Source organism: Mycobacterium sp. URHB0021, from assembly GCF_054057895.1.
The window spans coordinates 6,206,193-6,230,580 of the sequence record NZ_JBSRZT010000002.1 but is presented as its reverse complement, the minus strand read 5'-3'; the positions used below and the strand labels follow the sequence as shown (position 1 = coordinate 6,230,580).

General features: G+C 64.2%; 22 protein-coding genes, 1 tRNA gene and 1 pseudogene. 14 read left to right on the top strand and 10 right to left on the bottom strand.

What is annotated here, in order from left to right; genetic code table 11:
• Positions 1–252: 252 nt before the first annotated feature.
• From ACVWWN_RS33035 to ACVWWN_RS33025, 3 genes are all read left to right on the top strand, one after another.
• Positions 253–4,101: a diguanylate cyclase domain-containing protein gene (locus ACVWWN_RS33035; RefSeq protein ID WP_457149369.1), complete on the top strand. Its 3,849-nt coding sequence runs from the start codon at positions 253–255 to the stop codon at positions 4,099–4,101.
• A 15-nt stretch (positions 4,102–4,116) separates the two neighbouring features.
• Positions 4,117–4,190, top strand: a tRNA-Met gene (locus ACVWWN_RS33030).
• A 795-nt stretch (positions 4,191–4,985) separates the two neighbouring features.
• Positions 4,986–5,252, top strand: a complete 267-nt coding sequence (locus tag ACVWWN_RS33025; protein WP_457147607.1) for a DUF2934 domain-containing protein — start codon at positions 4,986–4,988, stop codon at positions 5,250–5,252.
• 401 nt (positions 5,253–5,653) lie between these two features.
• On the opposite strand, the gene ACVWWN_RS33020 is transcribed toward ACVWWN_RS33025, so the two are convergent.
• Complete coding sequence (locus tag ACVWWN_RS33020) at positions 5,654–5,893, bottom strand: hypothetical protein (protein WP_457147606.1); 240 nt, start codon at positions 5,891–5,893, stop codon at positions 5,654–5,656.
• A gap of 428 nt (positions 5,894–6,321) precedes the next feature.
• On the opposite strand from ACVWWN_RS33020, the gene ACVWWN_RS33015 reads away from it, so the two are divergent.
• Positions 6,322–6,606, top strand: a complete 285-nt coding sequence (locus tag ACVWWN_RS33015) for a hypothetical protein (RefSeq protein ID WP_457147605.1) — start codon at positions 6,322–6,324, stop codon at positions 6,604–6,606.
• Positions 6,607–7,367: 761 nt separating this feature from the next.
• Here ACVWWN_RS33015 and ACVWWN_RS33010 read toward each other — a convergent pair.
• The gene (locus ACVWWN_RS33010) at positions 7,368–7,991 is read right to left on the bottom strand and encodes an alpha/beta hydrolase (RefSeq protein WP_457147604.1); all 624 of its coding nucleotides are present in this window, start codon (positions 7,989–7,991) and stop codon (positions 7,368–7,370) included.
• 722 nt (positions 7,992–8,713) lie between these two features.
• On the opposite strand from ACVWWN_RS33010, the pseudogene ACVWWN_RS33005 reads away from it, so the two are divergent.
• The 5 genes and pseudogenes from ACVWWN_RS33005 to ACVWWN_RS32985 form a co-directional block, all read left to right on the top strand.
• Positions 8,714–8,941: pseudogene (locus ACVWWN_RS33005) on the top strand (SDR family NAD(P)-dependent oxidoreductase); the annotation flags it as partial.
• A gap of 67 nt (positions 8,942–9,008) precedes the next feature.
• Positions 9,009–9,461 carry an SDR family oxidoreductase gene (locus ACVWWN_RS33000; RefSeq protein WP_457149368.1) on the top strand — a complete coding sequence of 151 codons (453 nt, stop codon included), beginning with the start codon at positions 9,009–9,011 and terminating at the stop codon, positions 9,459–9,461.
• 331 nt (positions 9,462–9,792) lie between these two features.
• On the top strand, positions 9,793–10,263 hold the full coding sequence (locus ACVWWN_RS32995) for a DUF488 domain-containing protein (protein WP_457147603.1): 471 nt from the start codon (positions 9,793–9,795) through the stop codon (positions 10,261–10,263).
• A gap of 824 nt (positions 10,264–11,087) precedes the next feature.
• On the top strand, positions 11,088–11,288 hold the full coding sequence (locus ACVWWN_RS32990) for a hypothetical protein (protein ID WP_457147602.1): 201 nt from the start codon (positions 11,088–11,090) through the stop codon (positions 11,286–11,288).
• Positions 11,289–11,875: 587 nt separating this feature from the next.
• Positions 11,876–12,373, top strand: a complete 498-nt coding sequence (locus ACVWWN_RS32985; RefSeq protein WP_457147601.1) for a diacylglycerol/lipid kinase family protein — start codon at positions 11,876–11,878, stop codon at positions 12,371–12,373.
• A 296-nt stretch (positions 12,374–12,669) separates the two neighbouring features.
• Here ACVWWN_RS32985 and ACVWWN_RS32980 read toward each other — a convergent pair whose 3' ends face one another.
• Genes ACVWWN_RS32980 through ACVWWN_RS32955 form a run of 6 tightly spaced genes read right to left on the bottom strand, consistent with a single transcriptional unit; the run spans position 12,670 to position 17,086 of the window.
• The gene (locus tag ACVWWN_RS32980; RefSeq protein WP_457147600.1) at positions 12,670–13,005 is read right to left on the bottom strand and encodes a Dabb family protein; all 336 of its coding nucleotides are present in this window, start codon (positions 13,003–13,005) and stop codon (positions 12,670–12,672) included.
• Positions 13,002–14,114 (bottom strand): maleylacetate reductase, encoded by a 1,113-nt coding sequence (locus ACVWWN_RS32975; RefSeq protein ID WP_457147599.1) that lies wholly within the window; start codon positions 14,112–14,114, stop codon positions 13,002–13,004. Before ACVWWN_RS32975 ends, ACVWWN_RS32980 begins: the two co-directional genes overlap by 4 nt.
• Positions 14,104–15,000, bottom strand: coding sequence for a dioxygenase family protein (locus tag ACVWWN_RS32970; protein WP_457147598.1), 897 nt, complete (start codon positions 14,998–15,000; stop codon positions 14,104–14,106). Before ACVWWN_RS32970 ends, ACVWWN_RS32975 begins: the two co-directional genes overlap by 11 nt.
• Entirely contained in the window at positions 14,997–15,290 is a 294-nt protein-coding gene (locus ACVWWN_RS32965; RefSeq protein WP_457147597.1) for an antibiotic biosynthesis monooxygenase family protein, read from the bottom strand. Before ACVWWN_RS32965 ends, ACVWWN_RS32970 begins: the two co-directional genes overlap by 4 nt.
• A gap of 46 nt (positions 15,291–15,336) precedes the next feature.
• Positions 15,337–15,855, bottom strand: coding sequence for a flavin reductase family protein (locus ACVWWN_RS32960; protein ID WP_457147596.1), 519 nt, complete (start codon positions 15,853–15,855; stop codon positions 15,337–15,339).
• 4 nt (positions 15,856–15,859) lie between these two features.
• Complete coding sequence (locus ACVWWN_RS32955; RefSeq protein ID WP_457147595.1) at positions 15,860–17,086, bottom strand: acyl-CoA dehydrogenase family protein; 1,227 nt, start codon at positions 17,084–17,086, stop codon at positions 15,860–15,862.
• Between the two features lie 214 nt (positions 17,087–17,300).
• On the opposite strand from ACVWWN_RS32955, the gene ACVWWN_RS32950 reads away from it, so the two are divergent.
• A complete protein-coding gene (locus tag ACVWWN_RS32950) occupies positions 17,301–18,308 on the top strand; it encodes an AraC family transcriptional regulator (RefSeq protein ID WP_457147594.1) in 1,008 nt (335 codons plus the stop codon).
• A 738-nt stretch (positions 18,309–19,046) separates the two neighbouring features.
• Here ACVWWN_RS32950 and ACVWWN_RS32945 read toward each other — a convergent pair.
• Both ACVWWN_RS32945 and ACVWWN_RS32940 read right to left on the bottom strand, forming a co-directional pair.
• The gene (locus tag ACVWWN_RS32945) at positions 19,047–19,826 is read right to left on the bottom strand and encodes a methyltransferase domain-containing protein (protein ID WP_457149367.1); all 780 of its coding nucleotides are present in this window, start codon (positions 19,824–19,826) and stop codon (positions 19,047–19,049) included.
• An 80-nt stretch (positions 19,827–19,906) separates the two neighbouring features.
• Positions 19,907–20,086, bottom strand: a complete 180-nt coding sequence (locus ACVWWN_RS32940; RefSeq protein ID WP_457147593.1) for a hypothetical protein — start codon at positions 20,084–20,086, stop codon at positions 19,907–19,909.
• 155 nt (positions 20,087–20,241) lie between these two features.
• Here ACVWWN_RS32940 and ACVWWN_RS32935 point away from each other — a divergent pair, with 155 nt between their 5' ends.
• From ACVWWN_RS32935 to ACVWWN_RS32920, 4 genes are all read left to right on the top strand, one after another.
• Positions 20,242–20,727, top strand: a complete 486-nt coding sequence (locus tag ACVWWN_RS32935; protein ID WP_457147592.1) for an RrF2 family transcriptional regulator — start codon at positions 20,242–20,244, stop codon at positions 20,725–20,727.
• 52 nt (positions 20,728–20,779) lie between these two features.
• Positions 20,780–21,997 carry an NAD(P)/FAD-dependent oxidoreductase gene (locus ACVWWN_RS32930; protein ID WP_457147591.1) on the top strand — a complete coding sequence of 406 codons (1,218 nt, stop codon included), beginning with the start codon at positions 20,780–20,782 and terminating at the stop codon, positions 21,995–21,997.
• A 670-nt stretch (positions 21,998–22,667) separates the two neighbouring features.
• Positions 22,668–22,976: a DUF1570 domain-containing protein gene (locus ACVWWN_RS32925; RefSeq protein WP_457147590.1), complete on the top strand. Its 309-nt coding sequence runs from the start codon at positions 22,668–22,670 to the stop codon at positions 22,974–22,976.
• Between the two features lie 547 nt (positions 22,977–23,523).
• The gene (locus ACVWWN_RS32920) at positions 23,524–23,955 is read left to right on the top strand and encodes a cupin domain-containing protein (RefSeq protein ID WP_457147589.1); all 432 of its coding nucleotides are present in this window, start codon (positions 23,524–23,526) and stop codon (positions 23,953–23,955) included.
• Positions 23,956–24,388: the final 433 nt, after the last annotated feature.

Here is a 24,388-nt window from a genome sequence, read left to right as displayed (position 1 = left end):
TCAACAGCGCCGAGTAACCTGCGCCCCGCCGTGGCTCGATTGCCTCGGCCCGCGCAGCTACTGACGGCACCTGCCGACGGCCTTCGCCGTCCGTCGGCCACGTCGCCCGTTGCCGCCTGCGGTTGCCAGCAGGCATGATCGCCTTTTTCGGCCACACGACGGGTGTGCGTGGTCCAAAGTGGATAGGAAAGGTCTCGCTGGAACGGCGGCGGTATGGCGGTGAGCGACGTACGGACGACACGTCCGGCAGGGATGCCTCGACGGCAGCCGACTCGTGGCCAGATTGCGGTTGGCGCGATTATCCCGGTGCTGGCAATCGTCGCTGCGGTGTGGATCGGGCAAAGCTGGGGCGGTGCGTTCGCCACGCACCTCGTCGGCGATGTGGCTTCGCTGATGGGTGCGCTCATCGCCGCCGGATGCACCGGATGGGCGGCTCGATCGTCCGGGGCCCGCGAGCGCCGCGGCTGGCTCGTTCTCACCGCGGGTCTGTTGGTGTGGGCGCTCGGCGCGGCCGTCTGGAGCTACTTCGAGACCTGGTTGGGAATCGATCCGTTTCCCGGCCCGTCGACCGCGGACGTCGCGTTTCTGCTCTTTCCGGTCTGCGCGGTGGTGGCGTTGCTGTGGTTGTGGTTGCCCACCGCCATCAGCCGAAAGGCGCGAATCCGCCAGGTCCTCGACGGCCTGATCGTGACCATCTCGGTGATCATCCTGGCCTGGGTGGCTCTGCTCGAGCGCGTTTTCCACGCGGGCAACCATTCGAGCCTGACCATCGCCGTTTCGCTGACCTACTTGATCGTCGACGCCGCGGCCTTCGCGGTCGCGACCCTGGTGTTCGCCGGCGCGGTGCCGGCCCGCCGCCCGAGCCTGGTGTTCCTGGCCACGGGCGTAGGGCTGATGGCCGTCGCCGACTTCGCCCTGACCTACCTGGCGATGGTGGACGGGGCCCGCGCCGACCACATCATCGATCTGGCGCGCTTCGTCGCCTTCGGGTTGGTGGCGCTCGCGGCGCTGTCGGGTGTCCGCGAACCCCGCGGCCAGTCGCTGCCGATAGCACCGCGCGTGCGCCTGTGGCTGCCGTATCTGCCGCTGGTCTTCGCGGTCGGTATCTGGTTCGGTCGGGTGCTCCCCCAGATCGGTTTCGTATTGCTCATTCTGGCTTTTCTTCTGGTCACCATCACGCTGGTACGCCAGTTCGTCGTGCTCGACGAGAACCGGCACCTGCTGTCCGATGTCGCCGAACTGGCATACCACGACCAGCTGACGGGCCTGCCCAACCGGACGGAGTTCCTGGACCGACTCGAACGCGCGGTGCGCCGGCGTGAGGCGGGCCCGCTGGCGGTGCTATGCCTGGATCTCGACAACTTCAAGACCGTGAACGACGACCTCGGCCATCCCGCGGGCGATGAATTGCTCGTCCGGGTCGCCGGACGGCTGTCGAACTGTCTGAGTGCGTCGGAGTCGGTGGCCAGGCTCGGCGGCGACGAGTTCGCAGTGCTCGTGGAGGCCTCGGTGGACCAGGCGCTGGCCGCAGCCGACCGGATCCTCGATGTTTTCGGCTCGCCCATCGTTCTGGACGGGGTCGCGGTAACGGTGCGGCCCAGCATCGGACTGACCCTGGCCACTGACGATCCGAGCCTGACGACCGTCGACGACCTGCTCAGGCAGGCCGATCTCGCGATGTACGCGGCGAAGCGCAGCGGCGGTGGATGTGTCCGGAGCTTCGTGCCGGGCCTGCCCAATCCGTGCGAGATGCCGGGACGCTCGGCACCCCCCGATCGGCCACCCACCGACGACATGCCGGTAGCCCAGGACCAGCCCACGTCTACACCGCGCGGGCAGCGACTGCCGTCGGCGGTCCGGTGGGCACTGGCTGTGCTGGCGATCGGTCTGGTCGTGTTCACGATTTCGACATTCCTCCGCGACCATCCGGGTCGCAGTGTGCTGCTTGACAGTTGGTTGTATGACACGTTGATGTTGGCGACGGCGGCGGTCGTCCTTGCCCGGGCGTGGCGAGTCCCCTACGAACGGTGGGCGTGGGCCCTGATCGGGGCGGGGATGGCCATCTCGGGCTTTGGCGACGTCGTGTATGCGCTGTGGGTACCCGAGGGTGCGTCGCCCTCGCTGGCCGATCCGCTCTATCTCGCGTTCTACCCGCTCGGTTACGCCGGACTACTGCTGCTGGTGCGGACAAACCTGCGGAGGGTGCCGACCGCGATCGTGCTCGATGGCCTCGTCGTCGGATGCACGGTCGCGGCAATATCCGCCGCGCTCACATTCGGCCCGATCAGGGCCGTTGCTGTCGGGTCACCGGCGACCGTCTACGTCGGATTGGCCTATGCGGCGGGCGATCTCGTGATGCTTGCCCTCGCAGGCGGTGTGCTCGCCCTCCTCGGCTGGCGCACCGACCTGCGGTGGGGATTGCTGGTGGCGGGATTCGTCGTGTGGGCGGTCGCCGACGCTTTCTACCTGTTCCGGACCGCCGAGGGTGCCTATGTGGAGGGCACCTGGATCGACGCGGGCTGGCCCGCGGCGTACCTGTTGTTGGCGTTGGCCAGCTGGAGCCCGTCGGCGACTGCGGTATTGCGCGCGAAACCGGGGCTCGGGTCCTTCGCGGCCCCGGTGATATGTGCCGTCCTGGCGCTCGGGGTGTCGGTCTCCGCCTTCGGGGATCGCCTGTCGGTGGCGCTCGCCGCCGTGACCCTGATCGCGGTCGCCGTCCGTTTCGCGGTGACGTTCCGCGACGTCAGCGCCATGGCACAAGGCCACCAGCAGGCCATGACAGACGAGCTGACCGGGCTGGCCAACCGCCGGGCACTGGCGACCGCGCTGACGGCAGCAGCGTTCGAGCGCGCGCCCGAAGGCAGCGAGCTGCCCCGGTCACGGCTCGGCCTGCTGCTGTTGGACGTCGACCAATTCGGCGAGATCAACGACTCGCTCGGCCGTGGTATCGGCGACGAGTTGCTACGTCGCATCGCGAACCGGTTGTCGAATTCAGTCCGTCAGGGAGACTTGCTCGTTCGCACGGGCGCAGACGAATTCGCTGTCCTGCTGACGGGACCGCTGGACCTGACCACTGCCAGGGCTCACGCGGGTTGTCTGGTCGAGGCGCTTCGTGAACCTTTCGCCCTCGACCACATCACCGTGCGGGCCGACGTTCGCGTCGCGATCGCGCTGTGCCCGGACCATTGCGCGCAGCCGGAACAACTGCTGAGCAGGGCCGAGGCCACCATCGTGCACCCGCGCACGTCGGTCGGCAGGATCGCTGTCTACCACCAGGCCGTCGACCTGCCCACGAACAGCGGTGACCGACTGGTCAAGGCGTTGCGGACCGCCCTGCACACCGACCAGCTGATCTGTCACTACCAGCCCAAGATCAGCGCCGCCGACGAGCAGGTCCACAGTGTCGAGGCGCTTGTGCGGTGGAATCACCCGACTCGCGGACTGCTGCTGCCCGACCAGTTCCTACCGGCCGCTGAGCGAGCGGGGCTGATGCGGCCGGTGACAACACGGGTGCTGGACATCGCGCTGGCGCAGATCCGGGCGTGGCGCGACGACGGTATCGCGCTGACCCTCGCTGTGAACCTCAGCACAACGAACCTGCTCGATCTCGACCTGGTGGGCACCATCACACGGCTGTTGCGCACCCATCAGATTCCTGTCGAGACGCTGATCCTCGAGATCACCGAGAGCACGCTGACGACGGATTCGCACCGCGCCCGCAACACCGTCGCCGCATTGCGACAACTCGGAATCCGGCTCTCGATCGATGATTACGGAACCGGTTGGTCATCGTTGGCGCGGCTCCAGGACTTGTCCGTCGACGAACTCAAGCTCGACCGGGTCTTTGTCGCACGGCTGGCCAACGACCCACGATCGATCGCGATCGTGCGGTCGACGGTGGCCCTTGCGCACAGCCTCGGTGCCGATCTGGTCGCCGAGGGCGTCGAGGACGTGGACACCCTCAATGCCCTGCGGATGTACGGCTGCAATATCACTCAAGGCCACGTCCACAGCCCGCCGCTGCCCGCCGATGTACTCAAGGAGTGGCTCGACAACCGGATGCACGACCCGCAATTTGGAGTCGGCGCCCGCGTTGGGTAACCTTGCGTTTACCGACGCGGGGTGGAGCAGCTCGGTAGCTCGCTGGGCTCATAACCCAGAGGTCGCAGGTTCGAATCCTGTCCCCGCTACTAAAGCAGTGGTCTCTGACCAGGGCAAATGGCCGCCAGTGCAAACTGGTGGTCATTTTGGTTTGGGAACGTTGAGAACGGTTTCGGGAACGACGCCCTGAGTTCCTGTACGACGTCGAACACCTCGTCACAAACAATCACGTAAGTGAAGGTCTGGCCGAACCGATCTACGTTCAACTGCCCGGTGCACCCCACACCGAGGCACGCGTAGTCCGCCGTGACCCTTTGACCGATCTGAGGGGCGTTCGCATAGATCCACAATCCACTACGCCGCTTGATATTCGTCCGAGGGCGCCCGGCTTGGCGAACTCTGTTCGCCTCCGAACGATTCGGTAGGACACTGGCCGGTCGCCCTGGACCACAACCAACTCACCTGTGCACTGGAAGCCGAGGCGGCGGGTGAGCCTCAGCTTGCGCTCGTTCCAGCTCTGCACGACTGCGCGCAACGTGACCCCGGGATGGTGGGCGGCGAGGCAATTGAGAACGGTTTGGCGGAATCGAGCACCGTTTCCGCGTCCGACTAGCTCGCGGTTCATTCCTATTCCGACGTCGAGAGTTGCTGGCTCCTCGTCCATGCCAGCGATTCGACCATTCGAGACTGTGATCGCTAGGTCGTCTCCCTAGTGGGCGCCGCTCGTGATACTCCAAGCCGCCTCTAGCGATCGCCTCGGATGACACTCAGCCGCGACACGCACGCACCGTGACCGATGAACTCGAGCCGCGGGGGAAGAATGAACACGGGCCGAGCAGGGTATCGACGCCTCGGCTTGATCGCACATGAGGAGGAGCACCGGTATGGCAGCGAAGGGGACCAAGATGGAAGCCGGGACGGAGAAGCCGACCACCCGCCGCGCACCGTCGAAGAAAGCTGCGGAGCAGGGGGACAAGCCAGCGAGGACGAAAAAGCCGGTCACCGGCAAGGCGACGAAGAGCGCCATGGTGCCGATGTTCTCGCACGAGATGATCGCCGAACGCGCCTACCATATCTCGCATTCCGGAGAAGGCGGGACAGACCAGGAGAATTGGCACCGTGCCGAGGCGGAACTGCGGCAGGGCGTATAGCGCGGAACGCAACGCTTCGGCTGAACCGATACCGGCGCGGCACCGTGGTGAACCGCCCGGCGCCGCGGCGTTAGGGTGCGCCTGGGCTTATCCCATCAGCTATCCAAAATTCCGGAGGCTGCGATCAGCCCGGCGAGCTCAGTGTCTTTGAGAGCAAGCACTATAACGCCCTTATTCGTAAACACTACGAGGTCGACGTCCGACCGCAGGCGGCTCATGCACATTAAGGGTTCCGAGCGTCGCGGATCTACCCTGGGTGAGGCCTCCTCGAAGTTGTGACGCCGATCGAGAGCTGGCGGTCGGTAGCTCTCGGCAGTCAGGGGTAACGTCCACGCGTTTGAGGATTGAGCGCGGTACTCACCCCAAGAGTCGGCGGCCACATGAACGCTACAAATCGCCTGCTACGGAATAAAGCACGTTTCGGCCCTGGAGGTCATCGTGCGGGCGGGCGGGCTCGCCGGGGTGGCACGCTTGCCGTCGCGGCCTTCGGTGGGGACCAGCAGCGGCTGCCAGTAGCGGCGGATGCCTTGTTCGATGCGATGGATCGTCTTGTCGGCGAGGGGCTTTTTGCGGTCACCGATTCGGGTACCGGTCAGTGACCAGTCGATGATGTCGGCGGCGGGCCGGAGGGCGGGCTCCACGGTCTGGTTGCGGCATTCGAGATGTAGGAGGCCTGGCGCTGATCTCGGCGTGCGCGGGAATGCCTATCCAAGCTTTCCGCAACCGCATCGCAACATCGTGTGGCTAGGGCCGGTCCTGGTGTTAGCCTGGCCACCCCGGCCCACACGGTAGGTGTTGTCGCAGCCAGTCGACCGCGATCAATCGGTTGCGGTGATGACTTTTTTAAACCCAACGTCGAAGAGCAGAGACGTCATCGTTGCGCCCAGCGGCACGGCGATCAACGGTGCACCGGATGGCCGACGTCGCTGGTTACACCGTCTGCAACCCGGGATTAGGCTGTCTCTATCGCAACGGAAATGACGCCGCGGCGTCGGGCTTTCGGTGCTTCACATAAATGCAGCCTTGAGAGGTTGGGATTGTCATGCACCGGCGGGGGAGCGTCGCGGCTATGATCGCGATGTTCGGGGTCCTGTGGGCGCCGTCGGTTGTGGCGTCGGCGGAGCCGACCACGCCCGGGAATGCCCAACAGACCATCGGAGAACTCAAGTCCGAGGGTTACAACGTCGTCATCGACCGCGTCGGCAGTGGACCACTCAACGACTGCACCGTTATCGATGTCCGAAATGCGCGGACCATCACCCAGACGATCGTCACCGGGCATGACACCAACCGTAAGGTCGAAACTGTCGTGCTGAGCAAGTCGATCACGGTTTCGCTCAACTGCGACACCTAACCCACCCGCCACTGCACCATTCTTGCTGCCCGCGGATTCGGGGCGCGTTCAACCTTCTCGGTGGCCTTGGCCGTTAGCCCATATGCGTAGCTTCGAGACTGTGCTGGGCCCCAAGGTTGACCGGTGGCTGATCTGCACCGTTGCCGGATTGATGGTGAGCATCGGGGCCACGCAGATATCCGCCACCGCCGACCCGGCTAGGTGCGGCAGGCCCGTCGGATCGGAGTGGGTTGCGCCGCCACCTTGGGCATCGTCGACCTGGTGTACGTGGCAGAACGACGGATCAGCCCGACGTATCTCATCGACGCCGTAGCCGAGGCGGGATGGCTTATTGCGTGGGCAACCAATAGGGTGTCCGCGCAAAACGTGCATTCCTAGAAAACAACACGGCTGGCGCGATCAGAACACCGCCGCGATGAGCCCCGTCTCCCGCGTCTTGACCGGGCTGACCAGGTACCCAATCGAATGCGATGCGGGCACAGGCAGGCAGGTAAGGGCACAGGAGTAGGGGTGTGCAGGCAGGGCACTAGGTGCAGGAAGCGGGCACAGGCAGGGCAGAGGAGTAGGTGCGCAGAGGGTGTGGGTGGGTGCCAGGCCACTGGGTTGGCCGGGTGTGTGGGTATCGCCCTCCGAATGGGGTATGTCCGCGTTGTCGCAGGCAGGATCCAGGAAGGGATACCCACCCCAGGCGGTATTGACCGACTCGAGCACCCCCCGGCGCGAGCGACCTGCGCAACGGGATCACTCCCGCGCATGCGCGCCTATTGCACGAACCAGTCGAGTGCTCGCCTCGCGCGGTCGGTGGGCACCACGTGGCCGTCCGGGAATTCCTCATAGACCACGCGATGGCCATCGCGCTGCAATCGAAGGTGCAGCCGGCGACTGGTCCGGTCGATGGGCAGCACCCGATCATAGACTCCGTGAGTGATGAAGATGTCCGGCTGCCCCACCGCTTCGCCTGGCGCCGCGAAGCCCGGCGAGAAGGCGATCACATGCGTGAAGAGGTCGCCGTTGGTCAACCCGACCGAGAGCGCATACGAGCCCCCGTCCGAGAAGCCGCCGACACCTAGGCGGGTCGGGTCGACGGTGTAGCGGGCGAACACGTGGGCAAGGGCCCGGTCGATGAACGTGACATCTGGCCCGAAGGAGCCCACGATCACGTCCCACGTCGTGTCACGACTGTCGGGCGCCAGCAGGAGCAGTCCAGCTTCATCGGCGAAGGGCAGTAGCGGGTCGATGCCGCCGCGGGCGTCGCCGCCGGCGCCGTGCAACAGCACCATGAATGGCGCCGGATTGGCCGGACGGTAGGTGGTGGGCACGTAGAGCAAGCCGTCACGCCCGCCGCCGAAGTTCAGCTTATGCAGCCCCGGCGGAGCCGGCGGCACGGTTGGCGGCTGTAACCGAGACTGCAACCGTCCGGCCGACCGATCAGCCGGCGCGGTTACGCGTCCGGCCTCCTCGCGGTGCGGGCGATCACCCGGCCCAAACGCGTCCATGCCGCATGCAACCGCGAGAAGAAGAAGAACGACGAGAGCCGCGCCGTTGCGGAACACCCATCCGTACTACCCTGCCACCGCGCCGCTATTCAGCGATTGTCTGGCCTCGGTGAACGCCAGATCGGGGATTCTGCGCGCCGTTGTCTTGCGCCTTCGATATCAGGTTCCCGTCGGGACGGCGAATCAGTCCGCCGCGTCGGCGGATGGATGCGTCGCGGCGGCGGCCGCTGTTATACCGTGCGGCGCTTCGACAGTCGGGGGGTGCGGCGCGAACGCTCAGTGGCGCTTCGCGACGCGGTGCGCAATGGCTGGGACCCGTCGGCAGTGCAGGCGGCGCTGCTCGGCGACCAGCCGACGCCGTGGTGAGCCGGGTCTCCGTTGCCGCCCGCGCGACACGCGATCGGCAGGGGCGTCCAGCGCGGCGCTGTGCGGCCGGATCCGGACGAACACGGGCCCGGCGGTGCAGCGCACATCCGAAGACACGAGCTCGCCGACTCGCGAGACCTCCCGCACGCCACCGTGACGACTCAACCAAGGAGAAGTAGGCCAATTGTCATCTGCACCCATTGCTCCCCGCTCTATCGCGGCATTCCGAAGGACGCAGTGTCGCGGTGACTGGTGCTGCGCGGGGAATCGGTTACTCCATCGCGCGCGGTTTCGCGGAGTCAGGCGCTGCGGTGTTCTTGATCGATCGCGACGACCGCGTCAAGCAGGCGGCTAAGGCACTTCGTGAGGACGGTTTCGACGCCCACGGTTCGCAAACGGACGTCACCGACGACGAGCAGACGGTATCTGCGTTCGCCGTGATCAACGAATCATGGGGCCGGCTCGACAGCCTGTCAACAACGCTGGAATCATCACCATCAATGAGCCTGAGAACACCAGTGTTTCGGACTTCAAAAGGGTCTGGACGTCAACACGACCGCAATGTTCCCTGCCACTCCACAGGCTCTCCCGCTGCACACGGCCGCCGGGGGCGGAAGTGTTCTCAACGCCGCGAGCGGCCCGGCCAGGCAGGGCTTCATCTACACACCTGCTTATGCGGCAAGCAAATTCGGCGTCGTCGGGCTGACCCAGTCACTCGCCAAGGAGCTCGCCAAGGACAACATTCGGGTTAACGCGTACTGCCCCGAGATCGTCAAGACCGACATGTGGGGATACAACGACCGTGAATGGGGCAGGCGGCTAGGCGACGACAAGCTGGGGGAGTTGATCGCCAAATGGATCGAAGACATCCCGCTGAAACCTCCCGCGAGCGAATCCTATGTCGCCAATGCGGTGCTATTCCTGGCTTCTGAGGCGGCGCAGTACATCACCGGACAGGCCGTCAACGTCGACGGTGGAATGTTCATGAACTGACACCAAAGTGGATGCTCGCGCGATGTGGCGTCGTGCGTCGCCGGATCCTGACCGACGATCAGAACCCGCGCCGAACCATCCAGCCGCCCCGGTGAAAGACCGGACCCCACTCAACACGAAAAGAATCCAGCGGATAAACCGACTCAAAATGTGAGAATTGACCGGAATCGCCGCCAAAGGGACGAGGTATCGCAAACTCGGGTGGCGTTCAGCGATCCAGTCGATTCCACTCAGCAAAAGCGCAACGACACCGGTGTGGTAGGAGTGACCGTAGTGGCAGCTCAGCACACGATGCGAAGGAACCCGCGGCCGGGTCTGCACCATAGGGACCATGGGCACCGCTGACACCACCGCGCACGTCGCCGCTATTGGGACGCTGGTGAGCATCGGCTATGAGGGGAAGACCGTCGTCGATCTCGTCGCCCAGCTGCTCGAACAGGGCGTGCGCGTGTTGGTGGACGTGCGCCTGACCCCGTTGAGTCGCAAGCCGGGGCTATCGAAGTCCAAGTTGGCCGAAGCCCTCGCGGCGGTCGGAATCAGCTATGTGCACCACCGCGCGCTGGGCAATCCGAAGGACAATCGCGCCGGGTTCCGCGCCGGCAAGCCGGAGTCCCGCGCCCGGTATCGCGGCGTCCTCGAGACCGCCGCGGCGACCGACGCACTGGCCCACGTGTCCGAGCTCCTGGACGGCGGCGTCGTCGCACTGCTGTGCTTCGATCAGGATCACGCGGCGTGCCACCGGGACATCGTGGTACGCCAGCTGATCATGGCGCGCCCGGACGCCGCCGTGGTGCACGTCTAGACAGGGCCTTTTCGAACTTTAGCCGGGAGCCAGCGCAAATCGGCGGTGCTGGTCAACGTCGAAGGTGCGGATCGGCAGCTTTCACCTGGTGCTCTTAACCGAGCCCAAAGCCACATGGTGCGGTCGGTGGCGTCGGTCCTCGCGATGGTGACTGTCTAGTACTTCGTTAGCGACTGATCACGCCCGCGTGGGACGCTCAGCGCGGCAAGGGGGAACCTACTACTGAGGGCAATTGAGGGTTACCGCACCGTCGGTAGCGCCGGGCAAAGCGCATGTATTGGGGAGGTGAGAGAGATGGTGCGCTCACCGCGGCAAACGGTGCCTTAGCGTGGCAGTGAAGGGTATCCCGGAGTATGGAAATACTTGATATTCGTAGATGCCCAGGCGCTGTGTGAGACCTAACGTGTGAAGTAGCCACCGCGCGTCGTCTTCGGTTGCAACGTCACTCACTCGCGCGCCGTGTGAGGTGACGATCTCCCACACCGTCAGGAGTCCTTGTCACACTCGTAGGCCCACTGTTCGCAGCGCCGCTGAGCCGAGTCCACGACCCAGGCCATGAATCCTGCGCTGGTAAGTACCCATACCCATGTCATCTGTGACTCACCTCACTTGCCGTTCGCCTAATCGTCGCGTGGTGGGGCATCCATGTCGTCACAGCTGACACCCAGAACGCCCGATGCCAGCTGCCATCTTCGACTGGTGGCTGGCTGGTAGTCCTGAACGTCGGCGTGAATGTGGCGACGCGTCGCGCCGAGATGAATGTCGCCCGCGCAAGACCGGGTACAAAGCCCCAAGCTCGATCGCCAACGAGGAGGAGCACCGATATGGCGAAGGAGACGAAGATAGAAGCGGTGGTGACGGGGAAGCCGACCACCCACGGCGCGATGTCGAGGAAGGCGGCGGCGCCGGAGATCACGCAGGAGATCATCGCCGAGCGCGCCTATCACATCTCCCAATCCGGAGACGGCGGGACTGATGAGGAGAACTGGCACCGGGCCGAGGCGGAGCTGCGGCAGGGCTCCTAGCGCTAGCACGGCCCGGCCGTCGCGGCGACCCATCCACTAATGCGCGAGGGCTTTTTCGGCGATGCCAAACGTCCGCCTGCGACATTTACGCCGATGTTCGAAGCGCCTTCGCGCGAGGCCCGACGCGCGGTTACGCCCTTGGCTGCGCGCTGCGCCGATTACAACGGCGCCTTGTGTCAAGCAGCCAATGACAACCTCCGATTCGCTCAATCTCGTCGATCTGCCACTCAAACTGGCCGCCGTCGCAACTCGTTGCGCAACACCGTTTGGCCGACCCCGCGTTCCCGTTCGGCATCCATCCCGATCCTTCTGCCCAGCTCTTTCGAGTGCCGCACCACCACCGAATACTGAAATCCCCTGTGGTGCAGAAGATGTCGACTCGCCGCTTCCAGGCGATGTGCGAACTGACTGATCGGTTTGCGTCTTGCCGCCATACGAGGTCGTGGCGTCGATTTCAGTAGTGGCGACGTAACGTTCTTCGGCGCCCAGCTTCGGCCCTGCAAGCAGCGGGTGCCGAGGCGCATGGATGTGGGCACCTTCAACGGCGAGCGGTTCGGCGTAATGGCCGGCGTCGCCTTGATGCGTTGATGATCGAGGATGCCTCGCGGACCATGAAGGACCGCCTCGGCCGCGTCGCCTACGTCTACACGGGTGTAAAGAACCTGAAGAAAGCCTCGGTGCACGCCGAGGTGTGCGTCGATGACCGGCTCTGGATTAGCGGCTCGACGCCGTGTGTGCTCGTCGCTAACGTCGGTGACCTGTTCGGCGGCATCACCCTGCTCCCTCGGGCCGATCCAGCCGACGGCCGTTTTGACATCGGCGTGCTGCATGCCGAACGGCTCAGCGACTGGGCGCGGCTTGCCGGCCGCGCGGTACGGGGCGAGGCCGATCAGTCCCGGTTCCTGTCGACTACGTCGGGCCGGCGCATCGACGTTCCCTTGTCCCCTCGCATGCCCTACGGACTCGATGGGGGCGCCCGGGGCACGACTAGACAACTGAAGGTCCGCATCAAGCAGCAGGCGATCACTGTCTGGATGCCCGACCCAGACAGCACCACCGATGAGCAACGCAGCCGCGGTGCCTGAGGCCACGAACACCGAAGGATGGAGCCACGCAGCGCGACGTCATGCCCCCGGTTGCGCAGCTCCGCCAACAGCACGCCGATCGGGAAAGAAGTGACCCATCGCAGGAGTCTGGTACGCGAGTATTCGTGCCAGCAAGGCCTTTCATGATTAGCCGGATGACCTGGCGAACCTTCCCAGCGGTGTTGGGTTTACTGGATGGGCAGCGCGCCGGTGACGAGGCCGAGGCCGCGGTGTGGCAGGCTGCCCGGATGTCGGGGTCGCCCCCAACAGTGCGCCGGGGGCGCGCCCTAGGTGCGCTAGGGGGTGAGCGCTGTCTGGGTAGAGGACCTCGTTTGCGTCGCAGGCTCGATGAGGTCAGTGATGATGGCGACGTGCGGGTCGTCGACGGCATAGGCCCGATAACTCTGGCTGTTGTCGAACAACGCCACGATTCCAAAGTCGGCTGTGTTCTCGCGCAGCCCGAGATCGCTTCCTGCCCGGAAGAACAGGAGCCCGGGGACGGTGGCGGCGTAGGTGTTGAGCGCGCTGGCTACGCGCGTGGCGTGCGCGTCGTCGATGCCGGGTTTCCAGGTGATGTGGACACTGTGAAGGACGGCGTCAGTGCTAGCGGCGGACGGCGGAAAGTCGGTCATGAAGATTCCTCGTTCAGAACTTGGACTGGTTCGGCGGCGGTGGCCGACGGGTCGGGTTCCTGGCCTGCCCACGCCTGGGTGAGAACCGTGTAGACGTCGGCCGGCGTGATGGGGCGGGGGTTGTCAGAGAGCGTGGCCGTTACTTGTCGCGCGACCTCGGTCGGATCGCCGTGGCGTAGCCCAAGATCGGACAAGGCCGTCGGCATCGGAAGCCTTTGCTGAAGCCGCCAGAGTGCCGTCCACGGGTCACCGTCGCCGAATGCGCCGGTCAGTCCCTCGACCATGTCGGGTGCAAAGGGCGCGTTGAAGGCCATCACGTGGGGGAGCACGATTGCGTGAGTCTGGGCATGAGGCAGATCGAAGCTGCCTCCTAGAACGTGGCACAACTTGTGATGCAAGGACATCGTGGTGGCACCAAGGACGGCGCCGCAAAGCCAGGCGCCGTAGAGCGCTTCGCTACGAGCGCCCAGATCGTGGGGATTGCGAACGATTCTCGGCAAGGCCGCGGCCACCGCGCGCGCACCCTCCCGTGCCATCAAGGACACGATGGGGGATCGGTCCGGTGCATACAAACCTTCCATTGCGTGAGCGATCGCGTTCATGCCGCTAGCGATGGAGATCGATACGGGGAGGTCGACGGTCAGTGTCGGGTCGTACAGGACCGCGCGCGGCAGGACCGCAGCGTCCCGACCCGTTGTCTTCACGCGGTTCTCGGTGACACCCCAGACGGGAGTCATCTCCGACCCGGCATACGTCGTCGGGATGGCGATCACGGGTGCCCCGGTTCTCAGGGCAAGTGCTTTAGCCAAACCAATCGCCGATCCACCTCCCACGGCGATGTAGCCGTCGCAACCGAGATTGCGGCACCGCCGCTCGGACTGATCGACCACCGCTACCGGTACATGCATGACGGCTTCACCCAACACGTCGATGACGGCGGATCCGATGGTGTCGGCGACTTTACGGGCCAACGCTGTCCGGCCTGGTGTGGAAATCACCACTGCCCGGCTCACTCCCAGCTCCCACACCTGTTCCCTGAGCGGTTGCAGCCCTCGTCCGAACACCACGCGCATCGGTTGCGCGGTGTGGGAGAACGAGTCAGCGAACATCTAGGCCGCCAACTTGATCGGGTGCCAGGACTAAATTCACTGTGGCTGAGAGGGTTCCGGGTTTGACGCCGAATCGTGGTGCGTCGGCGGCGTCGACGGTACTCAAGTATCCGATCAAGGATTGTTTGACGGCGAAGACCGCGTCGGAGTCCAGGTACGGACTCTCGGGTACGAAGATGTGCGTCGTCAGTGGGCGATGCTCTGCGGCGTTGGCGATGAAGTGGACGTGGGCGGGCCGGTAGGGATGTCGACGGGTCGCGTGGAGCAGCGTGCCCACCGGGCCGTCGGTGGGAATGGGATAGTGGCTCGGCTTCACCGTGCGAAACCAGAACCGACCCTGGGCGTCGGTGGTGAATAGGCCGCGCCCGTTTCCGGGAGGCTGGGTGTCGGGTTGCTGGACGTCGTAGAAGCCTTCCTCGTTGCACTGCCACACATCGACGGTGGCATGCGCGAGGGCTTGGCCGGTGGTGCTACGGACCGTTCCGGCAACCACCAATTCGTGAGGGCTTCCGACCTCGTCGATGGTGTCGCCGAGCTGGCGCCGTGGGGACTCGGTCATGTGAAATGGGCCGAGCACGGTGCTGTCCGTAGCCCCCGGTGCCTGCTGGTCGTTGATTGTCTCGACCAGCATCGATACCCCGAGAACATCGGATAGAAGGACGAATTCCTGTCGGACGGGGTCGCATTTCCGGCCAACTTCGGTCAGGAACCCGATCGCGGTCTCCCATTCCGCGAGGGAGGGTTCGATGTCTCGGACGAAGTCGTGCAGATGGTGCACCAGCGACGTCAGGATGGCCTTGGTTCTTGCATCCGGCGTGTTCTGAAAGGACCGGATCACCTCATCGGTGAGGGCGTGAGCGTCGTCTCCGACATGAGTGGTAGTCATACGGCAGTGTCCTCGATGTGAATCACCTGGGGTGTCTCGACGAAGTAGTGACCGATCGCCGCATCGAGCCGTCGGCCGTTGACCGATACCGCGAAGCGCTCGGTGTGATCTTCGACGGAATCCCACGCGACGCGCAGTAGGTACAAGCCCGGTCGGTCGACGCTGCGGACGATCTGAGCGGTCTTGCCGCCGTCGGCGTCGAGAAGGTACTTCTTGGCGTCGGCGAACGCCGCCTCGGATTCGACGACTTTATCGACGTCGACTGTGACATAAGCATATTCGTAAACCATGGCGTTCTTCCTTCGCGTGAATGTTGTCAGCGGCGGTTCAGGGTCGTCAGGCGCTCAGCAGGTGGTCGAGATTGAGAAATGTCCCCTGGTGATATACGAGAGGAAGCTCTTCTCGGAAGACCTGGAGACGGCGCACCTCGCCGACGATCTGGATGTGGTCGCCCAGGCATTGGGTGGAGTGCTTCGTGCATTCGAATACCACTGATGCCTCGGTGAGTATCGGGTCGCCGTCCTCGGAGGGGTTCCATTGGATGCCGGCGAAGCGGTCGGCGCCCTTGCCGGCGAATGATCTGCACCGCTCACCCATCCCGTGGCCGAGAATGTTGAATGCGAAGGTTGCCGAATCATGCATTAGGGGCCAGGTGGTCGACTGCTTGTCGACGAAGAACGTGACGAGCGCGGGTTCGAGCGACACCGACGCGAACGACCCGACCGTCAAGCCAACCGGTGTCGTTCCCACCGTCGTCGTCACGATGGCGACCGCGGTGGGAACGTGGCGCATCGACCGGCGGAACGCTGCTGGATCGACCGGTCCATGGGAGGTCGGGGGTGTGTTCGGGGCCATGGCGCTACACATCCATCGTGAGAGCGTCGTCGGCGCCGATCAGCAGGCGTCCGTAGACCTCCTTGCCGACCTCGGGTGTGACGTAGGCGTGGCGTCCTGCGATCTCGGCATCCCGCCAGATCTGGCTGAGCACATTGGCATCGGCGAACGATCCGGCACCGTTGGTGGTCATCAGGATGTCTATCCCGTCCTTGACGAGTTCGGCGATGATGCCGGTGTTGTTGCGGATACGTCCACGGGTGATCAGGTCGGGCAGCTCACCGCGGGCAGCTGCGTTGTCGATGTCGGCGGTCGCCTGCTGCATCAACAGCTCGGCCAGGTTGAATTTGGTGGCGGCGGCGGCCACGCCGAGTTGATGTGTCGGTGAGTTCTTGGCTGCCTTGTACTTCGTGTAGGCCACCATCTTGTTCGGAAGCTTCTGCAGGGTCAGCTCCATCGCGTGGCGGGCCAGCCCCAACTGCGCACCGACCAGGATCAACGCGGCGACGGCCATGAAGGCCATGTTGGAGTTGCGTTCGGTTGCCCTGTGTGGCGTGGCGTAGTCCGCTTCCCGCATGGCGACGAACCGCTGGACTCGGTGGTCGGGAACGAAGTGATCCTCGACGACGATGGTGTCGCTGCCCGAGCCCTTCATACCGGCAACGAACCAGGTCGGTTTGATGGTCCACGCCTCCTTGGGAATGAGCGCCAGCGCCCGGGGATCCTCGCCTTCCTCCACATCGAGCGCCAGACCGAGGACGCCCCAGTCCGCGGCGAACGATCCCGAGGAGTAGCCCCATTGGCCGCTGACCCTGTAGCCGCCGTCAACCCGCACCGCCTTGCTTCCGGGTGTGAATATCCCGCAGCACTTCGCGTCCGGGTTTGCCCCGAACACGTCATCCTGGGCCTCTTGTGAGAACGTGGTGGCAAACCACGTGCACACGTTGAGCAGCGCGACTGCCCATGCGGTGGATCCATCACCACGGGCGACCTCCGCGACCGTCTCCATGGCGGTGCGCAGGTTCTCTTCGTAACCGCCGTACCGACGTGGGACGAACACCTTGAACAGGCCCTGGGCTTCGAGCGCAGCCATTACCTCAGGGGCCACTTGCCGGTCGGCGGAACTCTGTTCGGCGTACTCGCGGATGAGCGGTATAAGTGCGCTGGCCTTTGCGACGACCTCGCGGTTCGGCCGTGACGCGTCGGTGCCGATCAAATCGACCGACGTCGTGGCTTCGAGTATCTGAGTCATGGAATTCTCCTCTATGCAGTGAGATACGTATGATCGGCGCCGCCAGGCGACCGGCGCCACTGCAGTTGACGATATTGAGAGTTGAGAGGCCCCAGAAATCCGCTTTACGCGATCGGGTGTCCGCTAGCGGAAACGCGTGGGGCCTCATGGCGGGTATCCCATTGAATGAGGTCGACGACGAAAGATTTAGTGCCCAGGTGGTGTTGAAGGTGATGTGAGCGCCCACCTGTCGGTTCCCGTCCAGGGCGATGCCAGCACGCACTGCATCACCGAGGACATCGACGAGTTCCGGACAAGTCTCAACAGCGTGTTCTACCCCGCACACGTCGACCTGATAGGCGGTCAGAACCGGGTCTCTTCCGCGGAGCTCTCCGCGGCCCGGTTGAAGTATCTGACCATTGGGCTGGCTCGGCCCGGGACCGAGGTCTCCGTCGATCCCGGTGATCTAGGCGCCTATCACGTAAACGTGCCAGTCTCGGGCGAGGTGGTCTCCTGGTGTGGTGAGCAGCAGATGGTCGCGACTGCTGAGCGCGCCGCCGTGTTCACGCCTCACCAGCACACGGTGCTTCCACGCTGGGGGGCAGACGCGACGCAGGTCTGCATCAAGATCGACCGCGCCGGACTGGAAAGCGAGTTGGCGCACATCTTGGGTCGCCCCGTCGACAAACACATTCGCTTCGACCTGGAGATGGATCTGACGAGTCCGGCCGGGGCTCGGTGGCTGTCGATCGTCAAGCTCCTCATCGAGACCCTCGACGATCCGCACGTCGTCGCGACCAACGGGCTTGCGTCACACGTCGAATACCTGGAGAAATCGTTGATCTCGGGTCTGCTCGTGCAGCAGCCGCACTCGATGACGTCACAGGTTTACGCGCCGGCCGAGGCCCGCAACCCCAGAGCAGTGCAGAAGGTTCTCGATCACATCGAGTCGGTGCCCGGGTCGCAGTTCACGATGGGCGATCTCGCCGTCGTCGCGGGGATCAGCTCACGCCAGTTACAGAACCTGTTCCACGAACAGTTCGGGATGTCGCCGATGACCTACGTGCGCCAGACGCGACTCGACGGAGTCCGTGCGGACCTGCAGCGTGGTGTCGACGGCACCAAGGTCAGTGACGTTGCGTTCAGCTGGGGCTTCAATCATCTAGGACGGTTTGCCCAGAACTACGAAGGCAAGTTCGGCGAGTCGCCGTCGCAGACGTTGCGTGCTGCCCTGACGTCGTAGGACCACCCCAGCCGCGAACCACGGTTGCTGACCGCCGGCGGTAACCTCTAATTGCGCTCGCGCGCTATGCATTTGACACTTGCATCTGACACCGTCCGACTGCGTGTCAGTCGCCAGGATGAAGCGCGTCCCGGACGAGACACGCCACAAGGGAACCCGAAGTACGAACCTCGATATTGGACTCGTCAGGTAACCATGGCTCCGTCGCGTGGAACGCGACGGTCATGGAAGGTTCGTGAATGACGGTCGCGGGTCTTCACGAGGGTGCCGGCGTGGAGACCGGCCGCGAAACGGCTCGACGGCATGCTCGATCCCGCCGATCTATCCGGTGGCGCAGCGAAGTTCCTCTCGCAACAGACCCTTGCATCGCGACCCCAGCCTTTGGACTCGTCACGACGACAACCAAGTCTGATCTCGTACAGCGAACGACCCCAACCCCGAATGCGCCTCAGAACTAGGGGGCTCGGCACCGAGTAAGGCATCGGCATCCCGCACGCCGCTACGAACCGCCTCGCGCGGCAACGCCCCTGACCCACTCACTTTGACGCACATCGGATTGTTGCATCTGTGTGGCGCGCGTTGTCGGCATCCACAGTGCCATTGGTCGACACCGCGAGCGCATATCGCATGGCCGTCCGCACAATCCGATGCCCGCACGGGTGATGAAACTTACTGACAAATTCTCGTATTCGATCTTGCCCTATTCCTGTTCGAGCACCGAAACCTGTACGCGAGCACCTACTCGGGTCGCCGTCCCCATCTGCCGACCACAGTCGGCAATGAGAACACCGCGTTCGCCGACGTGAAGGCCTCGCCCAGTCGCAGCTCGAGCGTGTCCAGACCGATCTCCTCCTCGGTCGCGACACCGGAGTTCACTATCGCGTCTTTCATCGCGCGCACAACACCGACCATGTACGCCACTGCGCGTGAGCTTCTCGGCGGCCAGTAGGCCCGTAACCCGAGGGTCCCGGCGTCCCGGAAGCCCGCCTGCTCGAAGAGCAGGGGAAAGCGCATCCCGACGAACAGGTCGGCGTGTGCGTATTCGAAGCCGGCCTTCAACCATTCCATCAGGCGTGAATACAGCTCGACCTCGGGCAGCGCGCGCACACCAACCACGTCGTAGTCGATGGCGATGAAGACACCGCCGGGACGCAGGTTGCGCATGTGGTGCGCAAGGATGTCGACAACGCCGCGCAGGTGCACCAGCAGCAGCCGGCAGACGGCGGCGTCGAACGGTTCCTCATTGAGGAGTGTGCGCGCGTCACCGTGGCGAAAGTCGACATTGCGGAAGCCGAACCCGTCCCGACGCTGCACGGCGACGGCGATCTGAGCGGGATCCTGCTCGATGCCCACCACGGATCCGTCGGACCCGACCATCTGGGCGACCTGAAATGCGAGGTCGCCCGGCGTGAGCCGAGGTCGAGGACCCGCATGCCAGGCCGGATGCCGCCGCGCTGAAGGAGCAGAGTCGTCGGTTCGGCGATCAGCGAGGCCTGTGTCTGCAGACGCGCGATCCAGTGTCGTCGCTGGCGAGAGCGTATCCGGGTTTGGTCATATTGCTAACTAACGCCAGGCATGCGGCTTTTATATCAACGACGTTAACACGAAATGGTCTCCGCCACCGCCCCGCCTGTCAGCAAGGCGAAAGGACCTATCCGGGAGTAGGTCGCCGGTGTGGGTTCGGTGACCGCGCCGCCTACCGTTGAATGCAGGCCGTCGGCTCCAATCACGATGTCGGCCTCGACGCGCGTGCCGTCGGTGAAGGTCAGCAGCACCAACGACGACTCGACGCCAGTACGCAGTTCGTCGTCAGCTGCGGCGAAGGCCGCCCGTCCGGAGCAGCGGCGTCGTGATGGTCGCCGTGCGCCGTGGGAAGGCCACGCACCGGCGAGTGGCTTGACAACCCAGAATCAGGATTCTTAGTATCTAGGTTATGCGATTGCCTGCGGGAGTCGAGTGGGCGGTGCACGCCCTGCTGAATCTTAGTTGGGCCGGAGGCGACCAACCAGTCTCGACCGCAACCTTGGCGTCGGGCCACGACCACCCGCCTCCCTACCTGAACAAGCAGCTGCAGCGATTGGTCAAGGCGGGCTTGCTTACATCGGAGCCGGGAGCGCAAGGTGGGTTCCGGCTGGCACGCGGCCTGGAGTCGATCACACTGTTGGACGTTGTGGACGCCATCGAAGGTAAGGATGGGTTGTTTCGCTGCAAGGAGATTCGTCAGTGCGGAACGATCGCCGCTTGCCATGGTGATGTCGACTACTCGCCCCCTTGCGCGGTAATGACCGCGATGGGGAGGGCCGAAAACGCTTGGCGTGCAGCGCTAGCCGCACAGACGCTGGCTGCTGTGCGAGCGGAAGCCGACGCGCACGCCCCGGAAGTGGCCGGCGCCGTACGCCGCGCATTCGGCCGCATGTAAATCGATCTTTTTTTGTAATCCAAAATGAGTACTAGTAGGAGGTTCGATCTAGATGATAAATATCCTGGTTCTGGGGGGTGGGTTCGCCGGTGTGTGGAGCGCCGCGAGTGCCGTCCGCGCTGCGCGCGACGGCGGCGTACACGCCTCTGAGTTGCGGGTGACGTTGGTCAGCGACGGCGACGACATGGTGATCCGCCCCAGGTTGTACGAGCGCGACCCAGCGCAGATGCGTGTGTCACTCGATCGGGTGCTTGGGCCCATCGGCGTCGAGCGGGTGAGCGCGACGGTGATCGGGATCGATACATCCGCACGCACGGTCGAGGCGGTCAGCAGCGAGGGACAGACGATTACGCTCCCGTATGACCGGTTGGTGCTGGCCACCGGTAGCCGCGCGCGGCAACCCAACTTGGCCGGGGCGAAGTTCCTGTTCGACGTTGACACCATCACAGCTGCGGATGCCCTCGAGCGCCATCTGGGCAAGCTTGCAGACCAACCAGATCGTGAAGGCCTCTTCAGCGCGGTCGTCATCGGCGCCGGATTCACCGGCTTGGAGGTCGCCACCGAACTGGGGTGCCGCCTACCCGAGTTGGCCGGCTCGGGTTCACGCGCGCGGGTCGTGCTGGTTGACCGCTCGCAAGCGGTGGGTCAGCAACTCGGCGATGGCCCGCGGCCTCAGATCATCGCCGCGCTTGACGCACTCGGGGTCGAAGTCCGGCTTGGGGCGACGGTGGAGGAGGTCACCGACTCCCAGGTACGACTCGCCGGCGGGGAAGTGATCGCGGCGTCGACGACTGTGTGGACCGCCGGCATGTTGGCCAGTCCGCTGACCGAACAGATTCCCGGCGAGCGAGACCCACTGGGCCGCTTGATCGTCGACGAGTTTCTGCGAGTCCCATCTGTACCGGAGGTGTATGCGGCCGGAGATACCGCCGCGGCGGCCGCAGAAGACGGCCACGTCGTCATGCAAAGTTGCCAGCACGCGGTACCGCTGGGCAAGTTCGCCGGGTACAACGCCGCCGCCGACCTACTCGGACTTCCGCAAGCACCCTTCGCCCCCACCCCGTACGCCACGTGCCTGGATCTCGGGGCCGCGGGTGCGGTGGCCACCAATGGCTGGGACCGGGAAGTGCAGATGACTGGCAACGAGGCAAAGACGTTGAAACAACAGATCAACGCTGAATGGATCTACCCACCACTCGACGACGCCGAAGCCATCCTGAAGCACGCCGACTACCACCAGACCTGGCCGACCGCCGAACTCTTCGGATGATCGGCCCTTCCCCGAGCGCGCCATTTGCCCGATGTCTCGTTGGGCAAGCAGGCTGCAGCGAGCGACCGGCGGCGTTGCACACGCATCGTGCTCGGTCGAACTCTGTCAAGATTGTCACTGTGCGTGAAGATTTCCCTGCGTGCGTGCCGCAATTGCGGGGTACTGCGCTGCTTGGGAACGGATTTGGGAACGAAATGCGGCGCAACGACCGTGATGGCATGGAACCTGACGCGATGACTTGGACGCGTAGTTCGTCGTGAGCTGCAAGCTTGGGACGCGGGAGGCGGCGTGAGACGGCGACCGGTTAGCTCGTAACCCAGAGGTCGCAGGTTCGAATCTTGTCCCCGCTACTAGAGAAAGTGGCCCTGACGGAGGCAAATGGCCCCCAGTCAAACTGGTGGCCATTTCACTTTGGGAACGTTGGGAACGGTTTTGGGAACGACGCCCTGGTTCGTCGCCCAGTATCGGGGCGTTCGCGGATGCCAAAGCGCCTGGATCAGAGCACAGAAGACCATTCGAGGCTGTGATCGCTAGGTCAGGTCCCTAGCGGCGCTTGACTGCTCGCCGGTCCGGTTTGGCTGCGTTTGTGCACAAATCGGTTCGACGGCGGCCCGCCTGCTCGATCCGCCGGCGTATGTGTCGACGATCTGCTCGGCGATGATCCGTACCGGTGTGTTGGTGTTTCGATGGCGGCCACACCCTCATTTCGAAGGCACGCACGGTGGCAACCGAAAGTGTTCATCAGAACGCCTTGGCTTGTCCCATCAGATCGCGGCTTGCCAGTTCAATGAGATGGGTGACGAGTGGGTCTGTCGGTGCGACGGCGCAAAGTTGGCCGTCTTGGATGAGCATGACGGCGGCGTGGTCCACGCCGTCGATGAGCTTGACCGCCGATGCGGTCACCCGGCCAAGGGCGGCCGCCCCATCGTCGCTGGCGGTGATGAAGTTCGGACTCAATGCCAGCCAAAAGCTGCATTAGCCGGTGTGTCACCTTTGCGATCGGTAAGCGAGACGGGAGCGCCGCCAGAGCGTCCCGATTTCGGGTCCACCTGACTCATTCAGCGGGAACACGCCAATACGGCTCAACGGGCCGTGACGGTGCCGGTCAGTTCAAGTGCGTGCCATGGGGTTGTCGGCGTTTCGGTCAAGGTGCCTGGCATCGCCGGCCTGACAGGGCGCAGTGAAGGCGAGAAGCCCGGTCGCAAACCTCGATACTGTCGAGCGGGAGTCCTACTGAGCGCCGTCAACGCTGCGCACCGCGTGTGTACGAAACCCAGGGGACAATGACTGGGGACATCACTGATGTCGATTTCACGTTGCAGCGGTCATAGTCAAGACACAGCTTGTTGCGGTCCCACCACCACCACTTCCGCGACATGATCGGCGAGCGAGTCGCCGGCCTGCTTCGGGATACTTGTGAGGAATGTGAGTTGAGCCTTGTCGTAGCCGGTTCCACTTCGGAAGACCCGGCATCGACTCAGGGTGGTGCGCTCTTCGTCCCGGCTGGGGCCGGACTGACCAAGTAGGTGTCTGGCGATGTTTACACGCTGAAGGCGACCGCTGAGACGACCAATGGTGCACTCGGATTCGTCGAAGCCTCCGTGCCACCCGACGGTGGCCCAGCAGCGCACGTCCATTTTGGCCCCGAAGAAGCATTCTACTTGATCTCCGGTGAACTCGAATTCCTCGATGGGGAATGGACTTTCACCGCTAGCACCGATGACTTCGTATTCGTGCCACGCGGTACTTGGCACCGCTTCACCAACGAGGGCCTGCACACAGCGAAACTGCTGTTCCTGTTCAACCCCGCCGGCGTAGAGGCGTCCTTCTCCGAAGGTGGCGACGACCCTGAACCCGGTGTCACGCCACCGCCTTGGGACATGGCCCGTTTTGCGCATCTACAGGAAGTCATGGACCGGCTCAACGTGGACACCCACTTCATACCTGAAACGGATTGACCGAGTTCGACCCGTCGGCACGATCCGGAACCTTAATCGTGGGTTCCGAGCGGCCAAGGCGATTTGACTGCAGTCGGTGAACTAGTCCGCCAGCATCATGGTTGGCCGACGAGGCGCTTGCCTGAGGGCTGCTTCTGGCGCTGCGGCCGGTGCGCAGGTATCCGGCACGTAACCGGGCGGCAAGAGCGGCAATAGATGGTCGTCGACATCGTGATCCTGCGACGCGTGGACTGGTGTGCTGGATCGGATTGATCCGTCGTGTGTCGAGTACAAGCCGTTGAGCCCCAACATGATCGCGACGACCACACTGACGACGGTGACGAGGCCGGCGGCAAGGTAAACCTTCGTCCGGATGTGTAGCCGGGTGCGCCGTGGCCGAGGTGCAGCCGCATACAGCCGGCTTGTATGACCGTCAGAGCCGTGAGATTCGTCC

Excerpts from the sequence above, each read along its gene's own strand:
- ACVWWN_RS32975 (WP_457147599.1), bottom strand. The coding sequence starts at position 14,114 with ATGTTCGCTGACTCGTTCTCCCACACCGCGCAACCGATGCGCGTGGTG.
- ACVWWN_RS32980 (WP_457147600.1), bottom strand. The coding sequence starts at position 13,005 with ATGACCGACTTTCCGCCGTCCGCCGCTAGCACTGACGCCGTCCTTCAC.
- ACVWWN_RS32930 (WP_457147591.1), top strand. The coding sequence starts at position 20,780 with ATGATAAATATCCTGGTTCTGGGGGGTGGGTTCGCCGGTGTGTGGAGC.
- ACVWWN_RS33015 (WP_457147605.1), top strand. The coding sequence starts at position 6,322 with ATGATCGCGATGTTCGGGGTCCTGTGGGCGCCGTCGGTTGTGGCGTCG.
- ACVWWN_RS32990 (WP_457147602.1), top strand. The coding sequence starts at position 11,088 with ATGGCGAAGGAGACGAAGATAGAAGCGGTGGTGACGGGGAAGCCGACC.
- ACVWWN_RS32935 (WP_457147592.1), top strand. The coding sequence starts at position 20,242 with ATGCGATTGCCTGCGGGAGTCGAGTGGGCGGTGCACGCCCTGCTGAAT.
- ACVWWN_RS32970 (WP_457147598.1), bottom strand. The coding sequence starts at position 15,000 with ATGACTACCACTCATGTCGGAGACGACGCTCACGCCCTCACCGATGAG.
- ACVWWN_RS32960 (WP_457147596.1), bottom strand. The coding sequence starts at position 15,855 with ATGGCCCCGAACACACCCCCGACCTCCCATGGACCGGTCGATCCAGCA.
- ACVWWN_RS32955 (WP_457147595.1), bottom strand. The coding sequence starts at position 17,086 with ATGACTCAGATACTCGAAGCCACGACGTCGGTCGATTTGATCGGCACC.
- ACVWWN_RS32965 (WP_457147597.1), bottom strand. The coding sequence starts at position 15,290 with ATGGTTTACGAATATGCTTATGTCACAGTCGACGTCGATAAAGTCGTC.
- ACVWWN_RS33025 (WP_457147607.1), top strand. The coding sequence starts at position 4,986 with ATGGCAGCGAAGGGGACCAAGATGGAAGCCGGGACGGAGAAGCCGACC.
- ACVWWN_RS33035 (WP_457149369.1), top strand. The coding sequence starts at position 253 with ATGCCTCGACGGCAGCCGACTCGTGGCCAGATTGCGGTTGGCGCGATT.
- ACVWWN_RS32995 (WP_457147603.1), top strand. The coding sequence starts at position 9,793 with ATGGGCACCGCTGACACCACCGCGCACGTCGCCGCTATTGGGACGCTG.
- ACVWWN_RS32985 (WP_457147601.1), top strand. The coding sequence starts at position 11,876 with ATGATCGAGGATGCCTCGCGGACCATGAAGGACCGCCTCGGCCGCGTC.